The following is a 17,966-nucleotide window of genomic DNA, read 5'->3' as shown; positions in this document are numbered from 1 at the left end:
TTGTGAAACGCCGCAGCGGCTACGATAGTTGGAGAGTTGTCTCCTGCAACAATTGCTCGGTGCCAGGGCAATAATACAAAACAAAACCCTTCTCTTGTATATAAGAGGAGGTTTTTGTTTTTGGCGCCTTTTTATTAAATAAACAATTTATTAAAATGTGTTGGGTTACGCAAAGCCTCCACCCAACCTACAGTTTTAATATAGAGGATAAAGTTTTTAATAATTCTATTGCTGTATAAGGCTTCGATAAAAACGCTTTGGCGCCAACCGAAGCTGCTTCAGCCATTCTTTCGGTTGATGCTAATCCACTTGTAGCAATAATTTTGACCTGCGAATTGATTTTTTGTAACGTGCGGATAGTAGTTAAACCGTCCATTTCTGGCATCATCATATCCATCAAAACTGCACTAATCTCAGCTTTATGTTGAGCATACAGCGCTATCGCTTCAATACCATCACTAGCTGTAAGCACTTTATAATTACCCATTTCTAATGAGATTTGAGTAATTTCCCGAATCGAAACTTCATCGTCTACAACCAAAACTAATTGCCCGTCACCTTTTGGCTGTTCTAAATCTTCAATTTGCTGACTCATGGCGCCTTCTACTGCTGGCAAATATACCTTAAACTGGGCGCCTAACCCAACTTCACTATACACATTCACAAAACCACCGTGGTTTTTAATAATACCAATAACTGTTGAAAGCCCCAAACCTGTACCTTTACCAACTTCTTTAGTAGTAAAAAATGGCTCAAACATTCTCTGCAATATTTCATTTGAAATGCCAACTCCCGTATCCGAAACAGTTAGCATAATATAATTACCAACTTTTGCCTCAACATTCATCTGAGCATATTGTTGATCAATATATAAATTTTCAGCATAAATACTTAAAGTTCCACCATGTAGCATTGCATCGCGCGCATTAACTACTAAATTCATAAGTACTTGATGTAATTGAGTCGCATCTGCACAAACAGTCCAAAGATTTGGTGATATATCTGTATATATTTTGATGGACTTGGGAAATGTCTGTTTCGCAATCTGCTGAATTTCTAAAAGTAAATGCCGAACTTGAAGAATAGTCCGCTTACCTTCAATTCCTCGCCCAAATGATAGCACTTGCTTGACCAAAGAGGCGCCACGTTTGGCACTAGCTTCTAATTCTGTAAGCAACTGCTGACTATTGACATCAGTGATTTTTTCCTGTAGCAGTTCAGCAATCATCAAAATTGGCCCTAGTGCATTGTTTAAATCGTGGGCAATGCCACTAGCAAGGGTACCAATGCTCTCTAATCGCTGAGAACGAAAAAGCTGCGCTTCGAGTTGTTTCTTCTCAGTAATATCAGTATTAACAACAAGAAACGATTTTGGTTGTCCTTGTTCATTACGTACCAACGTCCAACGACTTGAAACAATTATTAAGTTGCCAAACTTATTGAAGCAACGTAACTCACCTTCCCAAAAACCACTCGATTGTACAACTTGTTGCACTTGATCGAGTTGAGGCACTTCTTGGTACAAAAGCTGATTAGCATTTTGACCAAGAGCTTCGTCTTGCTTCCAACCATATATACGCTCGGCACTCTCATTCCAAAATATAATTTGGTTGTCAAGAGTTTGTACATTAATTGCATCGCTGGCAACATTTAATAAAGCAGCTTGTTCGCGGATTTTCTCTTCAGATTTTTTGCGTTCAGTAAGTTCAGTATTAACTTGCTCAAAAAGTGTAGATTGCTGAATTGCAATCGCCACCTGCGTAGCTAATTGTTGAAGCAAATCAATCTCTAACTGCTGCCACTGTCGCGGTGACGAACAGTGGTTAGCTACTAGCAACCCCCATAATCCGGATTGCACAATTGGTACTACCAAATTAGCTCTAATTTGAAGCCGAGCTAATAAATCAACATGACATTTTGATAATTCTGCTGTATCAATATCCTCAATCGCTAGAAACCGACCTTGTTGGTATAGCGTTCGACCAAGCGGTTCTCCAAAAAAAGAATCTTTGATTTTTGTTCCCAATATAGAGGAACAACCAGAAGCTACTGATTCTACAGCCACATATCCACTCCAATCTGGCTCAAACCGATAAATAAATACACGCTCAGTTTGAAGAAACTGCCGAACTTCAGATACTGTAGTACTAAGAATTTCTTCAAGGTTAAGAGATTGGCGAATGCGTTGTGCCATAAGTGCCACTAATCGCTCTCGAGATGCTTGCTGTCGTAATGTCACCTCAGTACGTCGTCGTTCGGCTAACTCAGCAAGTTGTTCCGCGCGAGTTTGACATTCACGCTTGACCCTCTCTCTATAATTGCAGAAAAAATCAGCCAAACTAGGCTCGTCTTCGAGTAAAGCCCCAAAATTATCAATAACTCGCTTATCTGCTTCATAAGGCACTTCGGGGTGAGCTTCCATCCACACATGACATGTTTTAATATAAGCAATAAATGCAATTAAATGCTGGTAGTTAACAGAACCTAGAATCCGTCGCAGTTCCTGACGATAATGCTCATCCGAATCTGGTAAGGCAATAAAAATTGAACAGTAAAGTAAACTTCCTTCAAGTTGCGAGTTTGGTTCAGGCCAGACAATTGGATCCGCAGACTGTGCCGCAAGGAAGCTAAGATGTTTTTTAATATCCGTTGAGTTAGGCGCAGGTGCTTCAAGCAACTCCAACACGTCGCTTGCCATCATTCCTAAAGGACGCAAAGTACAACTATGGCAAATCATACAGTAACTCACAGCACAGAAGCGCGAGAGGTACGCAGAAAGTTTTTCCTTAAAGAGGACTGGCAAAGGATTGTTTATATACGCGCTTAGAGTCTGTTGCCATAGGTTTTCCAAAATTTGCGGATTCTTTTCTGCTGGTGCAAAGAAAGGTGGAACAAAACCAAATTTTAATTCAATTTCTGCCTTAATTTGTTCGCTGGTTCGCGGCTTAGTCATAGCAGGGTTAATTTGCTGTTCTTTATTAAAAACTTGTGACATTGTGTTTTTCAATGGCTAAACAAATAAGGAATTTATTAATACTAGTGATGATGTACTAAAATTTTGTCCTTATACTTTGTTTGAGTTATTAATGGCGCCAGTTCACGGCTATATTTCTATTAGGAGTTGTAACGTGCGCGATTATAAAGTCATACCAACTTTGGTTTAACAATAATTCTAACGTACTGAGCAATAAATAGTACTGCTGTAAATAGCTTTTTCAGTAATTTCAACATACAACTTACCTAGTGTAATTAGGACTTGTTGCTCAAACGAATAGCCTTAACAGGTATTAAATAAATAAATTGGTACTTATAAAACTATGGTAACAACAAAATTCGAATATTTCACGATTAGTTTCAAAAGCTACTCCAAGTCTAGTCAATTGCTCAAGTTTTGAGTGACACATTTTTATTAGCAGTTTTTATAAGCAATGACGCACCATCATCTTCGATAAATATATGCGGCGCCGATGAAAAGTTGATTAACTACTTTCTGACAAACTGTTACAATCTACCTGTAACGTGCATTACTTATAATATACTTAAAATGTTTGCAATTAGATGCTATAATTGTGAAAATTTAGATGAAGTTGTAACTCTCTGGTATCGTAGTTGGACACATACTTTTCCCAACTTGAACCACCCACAGCCTTTTAAGGAGTGGAAATCACGATTGCAAAATGAATATGCTCCATCGGATGTGTGGGTTGCAACGACCAAAGAACGAATAGTCGGTTTTCTGGTTGCCAAAGACGGCGTAATTTCTCAAATTTTTGTAGATGTAGATATACAACGAAGTGGGGTTGGAACTACATTGTTAAATCAAGCAAAAAAAATTTATCCTGACGGTTTGAAACTGACGACGCTTGAGCAAAATGTAAACGCGCGTCAATTTTATGAAAAGCATGGTTTTGTGCCAGGATTAAGGGGAATTAATCCAATTAACGAACAGTCGAATATTGAATACTGTTGGAATCCGTGAAACAATAAAAATGGCACGTTATGTAGAAAATGGTATTTTATTAAGAAATGTAACAGATTTTAGGTTATTGCAGAAATTAACGTGTTGAGAGTCCGATAGGTAAATGGAGGTTTACCTATTTCCGCAATGACCGAACGAGCAATGACCGAAAAAATGCTACTGGGAAATCATGCAATGGCGCCTGAAGAAATTATACCGTTACTGGCACAGTATAATTTGATTGGGCAGTTATTACGTGAAACTATTATTGATGAAGCAATTGCTGGTATATCCTGTACTCCAGAAGAAATATTAAATGCTTGTGAAAGTGTTTATAGACATTTTGCGTTAAGCAATGAAGTAGAAAAAAATGTCTGGTTATCGCGTTATAGCTTAAATCACGAGCAGTTACAATTGCTAGCCACCCGAAAACTTAGAATTGAAAAGTTTAAACAAGTCAACTGGGGAAATAAAATAGAGTCATGTTTTTTACAGCGCAAGCGAAATTTAGATAAGGTTATTTACTCGTTAATTCAAACTAAAAATCAGAATATTGCTGGTGAAATATTTTTTCGCATTAAAGAAGGTGAACAAACCTGGGCTTCCCTAGCTAGCCAATATTCTATTGGAAATGAAGCGCAAACAGGTGGTTTAGTTGGCCCTATTGAGTTTGGTAATCTAGCAAGAAATTTGGCTATATTGCTTTATACAAGTCAATCTGGTGTAGTTCAGGCGCCAATTCCGATAGGAGAATACTGGGTTATTTTGCGAGTTGAAAAGTTTATTGCTGCAAGTTTAGATAATTTTATGCGGCAACGTTTGCTGAATGAGTTGTTTGATTCTTGGTTACATGAGCAGTGTTTACAATTACCAGATTTTGAGAAAGCTTGGATGGGTATCACTCAGAAAGTTGTACCTATCAAATCTAATTTGGTGGCGTAAAAATTTCAGTCGATATTACGACCAGAAAACAAGTATTAAATATGACATCTATTACTGTTGACATTCAAGCATTTTTATCTGAAACGTTTCCTTTTAATGTATTGGAAGCGGAGGTTTTAGAGAAGGTGCAATCAAAGTTTAAATTTGCGCGCTATTGTATGGGGCAAGTCATAATATCACGCGATATGCGGGAGCAAGTTAGTATTATTTATTCTGGAACTGTGCGGTTGTTGGGTTATGATAAACGCACAAATAAACCTGATACACTTACACTATTACAACCAGGTGAGTTAGTAGGTTGGGTTTCGGTATTACGGGAGGTTGGTTGCGAAACTGCGATTGCATCTACTGAAGTTGTTTGTCTCAACCTGCCTGTAAGTGATTTTATTGATTTAATGAACCAAGAACCGCTGTTTTCATCTAGCTTGCAAAATCGTACACATATTAGTGAAGTTTATGATTTGCTAGGTGAAGAAATTTTGCGACGTGCGGATGGCGCCACTAATTTAGTTAAACTAGCTTTATCAGCAATCGAAACGGCAATAGTGCTTTCGGTTGAGATGAGAGAAAAAAGTAGAGTTATATCTAAACTTGGCCCAAAATATACTTGGTTAATTAGCAATAACTCTGCTGATATACCAATAGGGAGCCAAATTTCATCTGATACAATTGGTAATATCAAAACCAAGCAAACACGTTTAGTTGGGATTTCAAAAGATTTATTATCACTATCATCAACAAAAGAGCTATCAGAAGATAATGATTTTTCAGATATAGCTTATGCTCCAGAGTATACTGCTGAAATTGCAGTTAATAGAGCAAATCAAAAATACCCTTATATACGTGGTAATAATCAACAAGAAGCAGCTATGGCTTGTTTCCAAATGTTGAGTCAATATTTCAATATTCCTTTTCGTAAAGATATGCTGCGAAGAATCGTAAGCAAACAGTACGAACAAGGAAGTTTATCGTTGATTTTTTGCGCTGCGGTTGCTGAACTCATGGGTTTAACTAGTCAAGTCGTTAAAGTACCCGTTACTGCTTTGACTCGATTACAAACCCCATTCATGATAGCTTGGCAAGATAGTTTTGCAATTATTTACAAAAATTCCCCTCAAGAATTACTTATTGCTGTTCCTGAACTAGGATTAATTCGTCGTCAACCGAAGCGTCTCGATACTTGGGGTAAAGATGGTGAAGTCTTGCTACTCCAACCAAACAAGCAAACTCCTCAATCTCGCTTTAGTTTACGCTGGTTTGTTCCTTCTTTACGGCGCCATCGTAAAGTTCTCATTGAAGTATTAATTGCTTCTATAGTCGTGCAAATCTTTGGACTGGTAAATCCTCTGGCAACCCAGGTAATTATTGACAAAGTAATAGTTGGCAACAGTCCTGACACACTAGAAGTTTTTGGTATATTTTTGATTGCTGTCGCAGTAGTTGAAGCTATTCTCAGCGCAGTTAGAACCCAGCTATTTGTTGATACTACCAACCGTATTGATTTAACGCTAGGCGCCGAAGTTATAAATCACCTCTTACGTTTACCGTTGTCGTATTTTGAACGTCGTCCGGTTGGTGAATTATCAACGCGAGTCGGAGAACTTGAGAATATTCGCTCATTTCTAACGGGAACTGCGCTTACTGTTGTTATGGATGCGCTGTTTTCTGTTGTTTACATTGTTGTGATGGCAATTTATAGCTGGATGCTGACATTAGTGGCACTTGCTACTGTACCGCTATTCGCTTTGCTGAACTTGCTAGTTTCACCAATGATACGGCGCCAATTGCAAGAAAAAGCTGAACGCAACGCCGAAACCCAATCTTATTTAGTTGAAATAATGGGGGGAATGCAAACAGTCAAAGCTCAAAACTTAGAATTGCGCGCACGTTGGAAATGGCAAGAAAAATATGCTCGTTACATTAGTGCTGGTTTTAAAACTATTTCCACCCAAACGACTGCTAGCTCTATTAGTAGCTTCCTAAATAAATTCTCTAGTCTTCTTGTACTATGGGTAGGCGCCTTCCTCGTCCTCAAGCAACAACTCACCCTCGGACAACTTATCGCTTTCCGCATTCTTTCAAGTTACGTCACAACTCCGCTACTACGTCTCGTTCAGTCGTGGCAAAACTTTCAAGAAACCGCACTTTCTTTACAACGTCTTAGCGATATCCTTGATACACCCCAAGAAACTGAAGCTGAAGTACAAAACATTATTATGCCTGCAATTGTGGGCAATGTACGTTATGAAAATCTTTGCTTTAGCTTTCGCCAAAACGGACAATTACAGCTATGTAATATCAACTTAAATTTAAATGCGGGTTCATTTGTGGGTATAGTCGGACAAAGTGGTTCGGGTAAGAGTACTTTGTTGAAATTGCTACCGCGACTCTACGACCCTAAATCAGGCGCCATTCTTATAGATGGTTATGACATCAGCAAAGTAGAACTCTATTCACTGCGTCGTCAAATAGGAGTTGTATTACAAGATACCTTACTATTTGAAGGGACTGTGCGCGAAAATATTGCCCTTGCTTATCCCGATGCTAGTGATGAAGAAATCATAGCAGCCGCAAAAGTCGCTTATGCTCATGATTTTATTATGAATTTACCCAATGGCTACAATACCCAAGTTGGTGAACGCGGTTCGTCACTTTCTGGTGGACAGAAACAAAGAGTTGCCATTGCTCGCACTGTTTTACAAAATCCACAATTACTGATTTTGGATGAAGCTACTAGTGCCCTTGATTACAATGCTGAAGGACAAGTTTGTAGAAATTTAGCTCAAGCTTTTAAAGGTAAAACGGTATTTTTCATCACTCATCGTCTCAGCACAATCCGTAATGCTGACACTATTTTAATGATGGACTCTGGAACTGTTGTAGAACAAGGAACGCATGAAGAATTAATGTCCATCAAAGGATATTACTACTGCTTGTATCAGCAACAGGAAACTCAGATTTAAATAGTTAGGAGTTAGGAGTTAGGAGTTAGACCTATGACTAATCAATACAAATTTGACCAACCCGTTCTTCTTGAACAATCTTCTAATTGGTCACGTGCGATTGCATGGGGAATTTTTGGTATTACTGCGTTTACTATAACTTGGGCAAGTGTTTTCAAAATCGATGAAGCAATTCACGTTACGGGTAAATTAGAACCAAAAGCACCTGTCACCGATATTCAAGCACCTATAGGTGGTGTTGTGAAAACGATTCACGTTAAAGATGGTGAGTCGGTACAGCAGGGCAAACTTCTAGTGAGCTTAGAAAAAAATACTGCTGAAGCTGAACTTACATCATTACAAAACATTCGTACTGCGTTGATACATGAAAATAATTTTTACCGCAGTCAAATGCAATCTATGTCACCAGTTATATCTCGCCAAAAAGCTGAATTATTGGCAATGAAACCAGAAATTGCTTCATTAAGTCAGTCGCGCGCGGCTTTTGTTGCTGAAAATCAACTCTATCGCGCTCAATTACAAAATTCCAGTGTAATAGCACTAACACCCGAACAAAATCTCAGATTGCAAGCACGTCAAAATCAGCAAACTTCTCTACTGGCAGGGACACAGATGGAGATAGAACAAGCAAAACAACAGTATCTTCAAAATCAAACTCAACTTGTCAACGCTAAGGAAGTACTGGAAATCAATCAAAAAATTCTTAAAAATCTTGACTCACTTGCTAAAAAAGGCGCCTATCCCAGACTGCAAACCCTTAAGCAAGAACAAGATGTTCGTATTAAAACTGCCGAAGTCGCAAAACTAGACCAAGAACAGCAGCGATTAAAAATAACTATCGCTCAAGCGCAAGCAAAACTCCAAAACACCTCAGCCCAATCAAAAGAAGATATTTTCGCGCGTATTACTACGAACGATAAGAGTATCGCCGAAATCGATAGCCAACTAACCAAGATTATTCTGGAAAACCAAAATAAAATTTCTGAAATCGATAGTAAAGTCAGTCAAACAAAAACCACCCTCAAGTACCAAAGTATTACTTCACCTATTAACGGAACTGTATTTGAACTGAAAGCCAAAACTCCCGGTTATGTCACAACTTCTAGCGAACCTATCCTGAAAATCGTACCGTCATATAATCTCGTTGCCAAAGTTTATATAACTAACCGCGATATTGGATTTGTACACGAAGGTCAGCAGGTCGATGTTCGTATCGATTCGTTTCCTTTTCAAGAGTACGGTGATATTAAAGGAGAGTTAATTGAAATTGGTTCCGATGCTTTACCACCCGACCAAGTGTACCAATATTGGCGCTTCCCTGCAAAAGTTCGTCTTACTGGACAAACATTACAAATTGCAGGGCGCCATGTACCGTTACAATCGGGTATGTCTATTAATGCTAATGTAAAATTGCGAAAACGCACGATAATGAGCATTTTTACAGATTTTTTAGTCCAAAAAACTGAAAGTCTAAAGTTTATTCGATAAAAATAAGTACTATTGTATGGTTGCCAATGGCGACCCTACTTTAATCTTAAACGTGCTTCTTGTTTAACCAAACCATTCATGGCAGCTTCTTGCAAACTCATAAAAGCGTTAAAATCTTCTTTGTCATATTTAGTTCTCAGAAGCTTACGTAATTGATTTTCGTCCGCAAGTGTTAAATAACCAGTTGTTAATACTTCTTTGACCACATCACGAATTAATACCATGACTAATATCCTGACCAATTTAAATAAGGGGATATAAATAGATACCAAATGCGTTCCTCTACCTTTTCTCTGGAGAAAAGGTATCGTTTTTATGCATAAATACTTCATTTTACAAAACTTAATGTTAATTGTTTGAAAAACGTCTCTGTATGGATAAAATATAACTAGTTATATTAATTACTTATTTTTTAGTATTATTACGATAATGATATAGCTATTAAATTTATTATGGTAGTAGTCTATGGCATTAATTATGGTAGGTAAGAATATTGGCAACGGATGATGAACGGATGTAACGGATAGGTCATTTTAAACAACAATATATAAGTTTGTGACGAATAACTCATCCGTTACATCCGTTGTATCCGTTGCAAGGCAACCCATCATATTTAATTACACAGACCACTAACTATTATGCAGAATCCTAATCATTAAAAGTATAAAAAAACACATAACAATAATTATCCAAAATCGAGTATAAAGTAAAAAATTCGAGTGTTTGGCGTAAAACTCGTAGTGTAGGCCTGAGTATATATAGAGGCGCCTACAATTTTTGATGAGCTTTGGGGTTTTCAATGGACAATACAAGGAGCAAGGAACTTGATTTAGAGCTACAACAGCTAGCGCTCTTGGCACAGCAGCAACCAGTAAAAACCATTAAAAGGCAGTTAGTATTGACACGGTTGGTTAATGAAATTAAGCTATCCGGTAGACTTTGCCATCCACAAAGAAATCAATTTTCAGCAAGACTCTATGAAGAAATTTATAATGAAGCGCTTCAAGAGCTTTGGTTATATATTTGTCAAAACATCCATAAATATGAACCTGAGCGCGCGTCCGTTATTGTATGGGTAAATGTATTACTCGAACGACGATTTTTTAGAGAAGCTATTCCAAAAGTTTTAGGTAAAGCGAGTGTGGAACGTATGAATTTATCAGAATTAGAAAATACTCCATATTTAGAAGAACCACCTGCACTGACAGAAGTTTTAAGAGAATATATTGAAAACGACCCGGAAAACTTGTTTAAAAAAGAACATATCGAAAAATATCCTTCTGCCACTTTTCAAGCTCTAGCACAACGTCGATTTAAGGGCAAATCTTGGAAGGAGATAGCCGCAGAGTTTGAAGTAAAAATACCTACTGCTAGTAGCTTTTACTACCGATGTATTGATAAGTTTCAGTCAAAAATACGCGAACATTGCGTTAATTGTTAGTTAATTAAATAAATAATTAAAATTTACAGTGCAAGAGTACTAGCAATGCTTACCAACCACCAAGAACATTTAACTTTTACAGTTCCGTTGACTTTAGAAAATCACAGTCTTGCTCAAACTTTTAGGCGCCAGCAAAGCGATTCAACGAAAGGCAAACAAGTATATCTTAACACTCTGGCTGTATCTGCTGTTAGGTATTACTTATGTTGCATGGGAATTGAAACGAATTGCGAAAATTGTTCGAGTTGGAATTCTGTGGCACAATCATTTATGGATGTCGGTGATTTAGAAATTCCTCAACTTGGAAAACTTGAATGTCGTCCAATATTACCTAATAGTGATATAGTTCGTATTCCCGCAGAAACTTGGTACGACCGCATTGGTTATATTGGGGTGCAGTTTGATGAAGCTTTGCGTGAAGGTACTTTGCTAGGGTTTGTAAAAAATGTTGCATCATGTGAGTTGCCAATTAGACAATTACTGTCTTTAGAAGATTTACTTATTCACTTAGACGAACTACAACAAACAGCGCTTAGTAGAATGCAAGTTAATCTTAGCCAGTGGTTTGAAAATGTTTTTGCTGCTGGTTGGCAGTCTTTAGAAGCATTATTAACAGCTAATGTTAGCCAACAAGCCTTTAGTGTCAGAAATGAGACTAATATAATTAATACAGTCAGAGGAGCAAAGCTGATTGATTTGGGATTGCGACTTGGGCAAATTTCGCTAGCATTATTAATCGCAATTACTCAGGAAGCTAAAGAAAGTAGGTGTATTACTATACAACTTCACCCGATGACTTCTAACAAATTTTTACCTAATAACTTAAAATTAATTTTAATGTCTACTCTTGGTGAAATAATTCAAGAAGTTCATTCCAGAAGCATGGATAATTATATACAACTCAAACGATTTAGAGGTAAACCTGGAGAGCAATTTACGATTTGTATAACTAATAATGAATTTACACTTACTGAGAATTTTGTTATTTAGTAGGTAATTTAATAGGAATGCAAAAGTTAGTTGTTTTAAGTTTGGGAGAAGGTAATTTAGGTAGTGGCTTTTTGGTGACAGCAAAGCTATCTAAACCTGGTGAGCATCCAATTCAGCTACGAGGTGCTTTACCTGCGTTTCGCGAATTACTCGAACTAGAACGAAACTGGCAACTATTATATTCTGCGCTTTATCGTCGTGTGGATTTTGCCCCTCGTCTAGAAGTCGAAGATACAGATGTTACAAACGTTTCTGAGGTTGAATTTTATGATTTATGTCAAACTTTGTCAGATTACATAAATACTTGGCTGAACTCAGATGCATTTCGTAAAATAGATAAATCTTTACGCACCCACTTAAACATCCATGATGAAATTCGGATAATTATCGAAACCAATGATGTCATTGTGAAACGACTTCCTTGGCATTTATGGGAATTGTTAGAAGATTATCCTAAAGCTGAAATTGCTATTGCATCTCCAGAATATCAGAAAAAATCAGTTACTCAACCTTTAAATAGAAAACTCAAAATTTTGGCGATTCTTGGTAACAGTCAAGGTATAGATATAAATAAGGATAAAGAGTTTTTAGAAAAATTATCCCCACAAGCGACTATTAAATTCCTTATAGAACCATCTATTGAAAGTTTAAATAATCTTTTATGGAAAAACTGTGATATTTTATTTTTTGCTGGTCACAGTTCGAGTCGAGATAGAGGAGAAATTCAACTTAATCAAACTGATGTTTTAACTGTTGATAAATTAAAATACGCGCTTAATAAAGCTATTTCTGGTGGACTTAAGCTTGCTATATTTAACTCGTGTGATGGCTTGAAGTTAGCACAAGATTTAGCCAACTTACACATTCCCCAAGTTATTGTAATGCGGGCGCCTATTGCCGATACAGCCGCGCAAGAATTTTTAAAGTACTTTTTAGAAGCATTTTCCAGTGGACAATCATTATATGTAGCAGTACGTCACGCACGCGAACGACTCCAAGGTATCGAAGGTGAATATCCCTGCGCTAGTTGGTTACCAGTTATTTGCCAAAACCCAGCTGAAGAACCACTGTTGTGGAAATTACCACCCAGAAAATTGACTTGGGGGAATCTAAGCAAAATTTTAGTAACGAGTACGCTAATTACTATCTTAGTTTTAGGCGCCCGCTATTTTGGATATCTCCAACCATTTGAACTAAAAGCTTATGACCGTTTTATGAGTCAGCGTCCAGCTATCGAACGGTCAGACGAGCGTTTGCTTTTAGTCACAATAGACGAAAGTGATATTCGTTACCAAAATCGTAGACAAATGAAAGGTAGAGGTTCATTATCTGACCAAGCGTTGGCTGATCTTTTACAAAAACTCGAAGCATACAAACCCCAGGTTATTGGTATCGATGTATATCGAGATTTTCCAGTAGAACCCAACTACCCAGATTTAGCGAATCGATTGCGCTCTGACGATAGAATTTTCACTATATGTAAAGTTAACGCCAAATTTGATGGTGAAGAGGGAATTCACGCACCATCTGAAGTACCAAAAGAACGTTCGAGCTTTAGCGATTTTGTCGAAGATAAAGATGAAGTACCCCGGCGCCATCTATTACAGTTACAACCAGATGTAAAATCACCTTGTACTTCAGAATATGCCTTTAGTCTTCAGGTTGCGAGTTACTACTTAGAGTCAAAAGGTATATATTCAAATATTACTTCCGATGGATACTTAAAAATTGGTGATGTTGTATTCAAGTCATTAAAAGAACATTCTTCCGGTTATCAAAAAATCGATGCATCCGGGTATCAATTGTTGCTTAATTATCGCTCATTATATCCAACTGAAAAAATTGCTACATCGGTATCGCTTCGGGATATTCTCAACGGTCAAATTCAGCCAGATTCACTGAAAAATAGACTCATTATTATTGGTGTCACTGCTGGTAGCACAGCAGATTATTGGAAAATTCCTATCAGCAAAAAGCGGATTCCAGGCATTTTTGTGCAAGCGCACATGGTTAGCCATATATTAAGTGCGGTAGAAAATCGTAGACCTTTGCTGTGGTGGTGGTCTGGATGGGTAGAAACAATTTGGATTTGGGGGTGGTCAATAATTGGTGCAATAATTGTTACCTATATTCAAAAGCCATTACACCTAGGAATAGGGGTAGCTACAACTCTTGTGGCACTACTTGGTATTTGTTTCAGCATTTTTATACAAGCTGGATGGATACCCTTTATTCCTTGTGCTTTAGCATTTGTGTTAACTGCGACTTTTACCATAATATGGATGCGTAAATTTGTAGCTTCTAAATGTAGTTAAAGGAGGAGTACAAATATTGCCAAAAATTGGAAGCTCGCATTATGGCTGGTATACATTTACTAAAATTCTTCATAAGATTTTTGCTGTTTGTTGTAATAATTAATTTTATGAATTATCCTTTATCGGCGCCAGCACAAAGTATTAAACTAATAAGTAGCTCTTTGAATCAGTCTAAAAACCGTCTTGCTAAATTAAAGTTTCCTAATAACGGGGCCCCTGTAGGTAGGCGCCGAGGTGGTGCAAGACGCGAGGTATGTCCAAGCCTTGATAATAGTTTAGATAATAGTTTAACTGCACTGGTTCCAGGAGAAGATTCGGAAGTTGAATCGAAATCTTTTCTAGCGTTGACTGTTTCTGAGTATCCAACATTTTGGATTTATCTACCAAAATTTACCGCGACAGTTACAACCGGACAATTTTCGCTTCAAGACGAAAACAACAAAGATATTTATCGCAAATCGCTAACTTTACCTAACAAATCAGGTGTAATTGGGTTTAAATTACCACAAAACGCGCGTTATGCATTAAAAGTGAATCAAAAGTATCAATGGTATTTTAAAGTAAGTTGTAATGAAGCGCAAAAAAAACCTAGAAATTATTACGTTTATGCATGGATAACAAGAATAGAAATGACCTCGAATCTTGACAGTCAGTTAAAATCCACTAAACCGAGGGAATATATAACTTATGCAGAGAATCAAATTTGGGAAAGTGCCTTAACAAATTTAGCTGATTTACGTTTGAGTAATGCAAATTTACCACAGCTAAGAGAAGATTGGACTGGTTTGTTAGAATCTGTGGGTTTAGGTGAATTTTCTCAGGCGCCAATACAGCGTTACCAGTTAGAGGAATAGTTGTTATCCGTGTATTAGTTATTAAATTTTATCGAAAATTCTATATTGTCAAATACTTTGGAGGTTTTGTATGTACATCAAAGAGATTTTTAAGCGTTTTAGAATATACATAGCTACCTTAACTATGTTAACAATTGGATTATTCTCTTATAAAGGAGATATCGTTTTAGCAAAGAATCCAAGTAAAATTGATGTAAATACAGCAAAGAAAGAGGCGATTCAAAAACATTCTTATATTCGGCTTCCAAAAAAAGATCACCAGACAGACTCACCGTCAAGACATAATTCATTGAATTTACAGCGAATAATCTGTAATACAACTGCCGAATCTGCTCCCTATAATATGGTAAGGATAAAAGTTTATAAACATAACCCAGATATGCCGGATGGCTTAGAACTTTTAGCATATTGGGGACCAAAACAGCTTAGTTCAGGAAATAATGATGCGGTTAGTATTATTACAACATTTGAACACGAGATTTTAGTTCAAGTCTCTTACCTTGGTGAAGATGGTACAGAATATTTAATTGGACAAGAATGGTTAAATGGGTGGAACAATCAAGATTTGAATTTTATTAATGAAGGTAATAGATCAAACTACTCAATGTCTTATTCAATTAGTATTGATGATTTATCTAGTAATTCCTCTCAACAATAATGAAACAGCACGTTTGCCAATCGATAAAGACCGCGATTGCATTCTGTTTTCTATTCGTGAATAATCGCACTCAAGCACAAATAGTTCCAGATGCAACACTAAAAGTTAACTCTCAAGTTGTTTCTCCTGAAACCAATGTTGAACAGGTAATAGGGGGAACTGTTGCAGGTAGTAACTTATTCCATAGTTTTGACAAATTCGATATCAACGAGGGTAGTAAAGTAGATTTTGTCAGTCCTAGTGCAATCGCAAATATTTTGGTGCGGGTGACAGGTGGAAACCGTTCTGATATTAAGGGAACATTAGCAACATCAGGTCTATCGAAACCCAATTTCTTTTTAATGAATCCGGATGGGATTTTCTTTGGTTCAAAAGCTAGACTTGATATTGGAGGTTCGTTTGTCGCAACAACAGCGAATGCAATTCAATTTGGTGATGGCGCCATTTTTAGTGCATCAGTACCTAATAATCCTGAGCTACTAACAGTAAACCCTTCGGCTTTTTTATTCAATCAAATAAAAAGCGCGCCAATTACAAATCAATCAACAGCAGCAATTACAGGTTTAAAGGTTCCTAACGGTAAAAGTTTGTTGTTAGTGGGTGGAGATATAAATTTACAAAGTGGGATATTAAACGCTCAAGGTGGTTATATTGAGTTAGGAGGTTTAGCAGGTTCTGGAAATATCGCATTAAATACTGACACTGATTTTCTTAAACTTAGCTTTCCTGAAAATGCTCAACTAGCTAATGTCTCACTTACTAATGGCGCCGCAATAAATGTACTTGGTCAGGATGGTAAAATAGTAATTAATAGCCAAGATTTTAGCATAGATAAAAGTTCTTTACGTATAGGTTCTTCGCGTAATACTCAAGAAGCAAATATTATCATCAACGCTCAAGGTAATATGAATGCCACCAACAACTCGAACATTTCTTCTAACGGTAGCAGTATTGACATCAAAGCTGGAGATATTTATTTCAACAATACAAGATTGAGTAGCCCAGCAGCGAGTAGAAATGCAGGTAACATTAATATAAATGCTCGCAATAGTATTAATTTAGTAAATAGTGGAATTAGCAGTGATTCTAATGGTGTTGGTAATGGTGGAACAATTGATATTAGTGCTAAATTACTATCTTTAAGCGATGGTGCTTTGATTTATACAAGAGCGTTAAACCAAGGCAATGCAGGCAACGTCAAAGTCAACGCTGACGATATCAACATTGCTGGAGTTAATTCCATTCAAGGATTTTCTAGCGGTTTATTAACAGCTTCTGAAGAAAAAGATAGTGGTCAGGCTGGTAATATTGATGTTACTACCCAGAACCTGCGTATATCTGATGGAGGAGTTTTAAGTGCTAGAACTCTCAGTGTTTCACCTGGGGGTAATATCTCTGTAAATGCGAATAAAGTTGAACTTTTTGATGGTGGACAAATACTCACCAGCACTTTCAACAGTGGCAATGCAGGGAATATAAATATTAATGCTAACTCGGTTCAAATATCTGGTACTGACCCTACATATTTTGAGCGACTTGACAAACTACGTAATAGTAGATTTGACGCTATCCAAATAATTGATAATGATAGCTCGGCTAGTGGTTTATTTGCACGCGCGCGCGGAGACACAGCAAGTAGTGGAGGAAATATTCAAATCCAAAATTTCCAGCGGTTAGAGTTACGCAATAATAGCCAAATTAGTACTACTGCTGGAACAGAAAATAGTCCTGGAAATGGTGGTAATATCACGATTCAATCACCTAATGGTTTTATTGTTGCCGTTCCAGAAGAAAATAGTGATATTACAGCCAACGCTTACAATGGTAAGGGTGGTTTTATTAAGATTGATGTACAAGGTATATACGGTTTGGCGCCGAATAAACAACTTACTTCATCGAGTGATATCACTGCATTTTCGCAACTCAATCCTGAACTGAATGGAATTATTCAAATTGATAGGTCTGCTGTAGAACTTAATACTGATTTACTAGAGTTACCTTCTGTACCGACTGATACCAGACTTGCTCAAACTTGCCAATCGACTATAGCAACAAATCAAAGTAGTTTTAGTATTATCGGACGTTCTGGTTTACCACCGAATCCGAAAGAAGTGCTTAGTGGTGATGCGGTACAAGTTGGTTGGTTGGAGCCAAGTACATCAAATCAAAATAATCAAATAGCATCTGCATCTAAGATTTACGTTCCAGCGAAACCTGTACAAATTGTGGAAGCAAATACTTGGGTAAGAAATTCTAAGGGTGAGATATTACTAACTGCAAATGAACCGACAAAAAACCAAAGTGATGGTTTGGAAAGCAATGCTCAATGTGCAGCAAAGTAAGGTGGGCAGTGCCCA

12 protein-coding genes are annotated in these 17,966 nt (G+C 37.2%); 10 read left to right on the top strand and 2 right to left on the bottom strand.

The features are described from left to right. Nucleotides 1–187: 187 nt before the first annotated feature. Nucleotides 188–2,995 (bottom strand): hybrid sensor histidine kinase/response regulator, encoded by a 2,808-nt coding sequence (locus DSM106972_RS48010; protein WP_233787017.1) that lies wholly within the window; start codon nucleotides 2,993–2,995, stop codon nucleotides 188–190. A gap of 396 nt (nucleotides 2,996–3,391) precedes the next feature. On the opposite strand from DSM106972_RS48010, the gene DSM106972_RS48005 reads away from it, so the two are divergent. From DSM106972_RS48005 to DSM106972_RS47990, 4 genes are all read left to right on the top strand, one after another. Continuing rightward, nucleotides 3,392–3,979, top strand: coding sequence for a GNAT family N-acetyltransferase (locus DSM106972_RS48005; protein ID WP_127087339.1), 588 nt, complete (start codon nucleotides 3,392–3,394; stop codon nucleotides 3,977–3,979). A gap of 126 nt (nucleotides 3,980–4,105) precedes the next feature. After that, the gene (locus DSM106972_RS48000; RefSeq protein ID WP_233787016.1) at nucleotides 4,106–4,900 is read left to right on the top strand and encodes a peptidylprolyl isomerase; all 795 of its coding nucleotides are present in this window, start codon (nucleotides 4,106–4,108) and stop codon (nucleotides 4,898–4,900) included. A gap of 41 nt (nucleotides 4,901–4,941) precedes the next feature. Further along, on the top strand, nucleotides 4,942–7,863 hold the full coding sequence (locus DSM106972_RS47995) for a peptidase domain-containing ABC transporter (protein ID WP_127087338.1): 2,922 nt from the start codon (nucleotides 4,942–4,944) through the stop codon (nucleotides 7,861–7,863). Between the two features lie 33 nt (nucleotides 7,864–7,896). Beyond that, nucleotides 7,897–9,351, top strand: coding sequence for a beta-barrel domain-containing protein (locus DSM106972_RS47990; RefSeq protein WP_127087337.1), 1,455 nt, complete (start codon nucleotides 7,897–7,899; stop codon nucleotides 9,349–9,351). 35 nt (nucleotides 9,352–9,386) lie between these two features. Here the strand turns inward: DSM106972_RS47990 and DSM106972_RS47985 are convergent, their stop codons facing one another. Beyond that, complete coding sequence (locus tag DSM106972_RS47985; RefSeq protein WP_127087336.1) at nucleotides 9,387–9,575, bottom strand: hypothetical protein; 189 nt, start codon at nucleotides 9,573–9,575, stop codon at nucleotides 9,387–9,389. A 575-nt stretch (nucleotides 9,576–10,150) separates the two neighbouring features. On the opposite strand from DSM106972_RS47985, the gene DSM106972_RS47980 reads away from it, so the two are divergent. From DSM106972_RS47980 to DSM106972_RS47955, 6 genes are all read left to right on the top strand, one after another. After that, nucleotides 10,151–10,792 (top strand): sigma-70 RNA polymerase sigma factor region 4 domain-containing protein, encoded by a 642-nt coding sequence (locus tag DSM106972_RS47980; RefSeq protein ID WP_127087335.1) that lies wholly within the window; start codon nucleotides 10,151–10,153, stop codon nucleotides 10,790–10,792. 45 nt (nucleotides 10,793–10,837) lie between these two features. Next, nucleotides 10,838–11,782, top strand: a complete 945-nt coding sequence (locus DSM106972_RS47975) for a DUF1822 family protein (RefSeq protein ID WP_127087334.1) — start codon at nucleotides 10,838–10,840, stop codon at nucleotides 11,780–11,782. Between the two features lie 17 nt (nucleotides 11,783–11,799). After that, a complete protein-coding gene (locus DSM106972_RS47970) occupies nucleotides 11,800–14,097 on the top strand; it encodes a CHASE2 domain-containing protein (protein ID WP_127087333.1) in 2,298 nt (765 codons plus the stop codon). Between the two features lie 107 nt (nucleotides 14,098–14,204). Beyond that, nucleotides 14,205–14,951: a DUF928 domain-containing protein gene (locus DSM106972_RS47965; protein WP_158633017.1), complete on the top strand. Its 747-nt coding sequence runs from the start codon at nucleotides 14,205–14,207 to the stop codon at nucleotides 14,949–14,951. Nucleotides 14,952–15,021: 70 nt separating this feature from the next. Further along, a complete protein-coding gene (locus DSM106972_RS47960) occupies nucleotides 15,022–15,609 on the top strand; it encodes a hypothetical protein (RefSeq protein ID WP_127087331.1) in 588 nt (195 codons plus the stop codon). A 56-nt stretch (nucleotides 15,610–15,665) separates the two neighbouring features. Next, a complete protein-coding gene (locus DSM106972_RS47955; protein WP_158633016.1) occupies nucleotides 15,666–17,951 on the top strand; it encodes a two-partner secretion domain-containing protein in 2,286 nt (761 codons plus the stop codon). The last annotated feature ends 15 nt before the right edge of the window (nucleotides 17,952–17,966 follow it).

The organism is Dulcicalothrix desertica PCC 7102 (assembly GCF_003991905.1).
In the GTDB taxonomy this organism is placed as follows: Bacteria; Cyanobacteriota; Cyanobacteriia; order Cyanobacteriales; family Nostocaceae; genus Dulcicalothrix; species Dulcicalothrix desertica.
The sequence above is the reverse complement of the archived record's forward strand: the minus strand, read 5'-3'. Positions and strand labels throughout refer to the sequence as shown.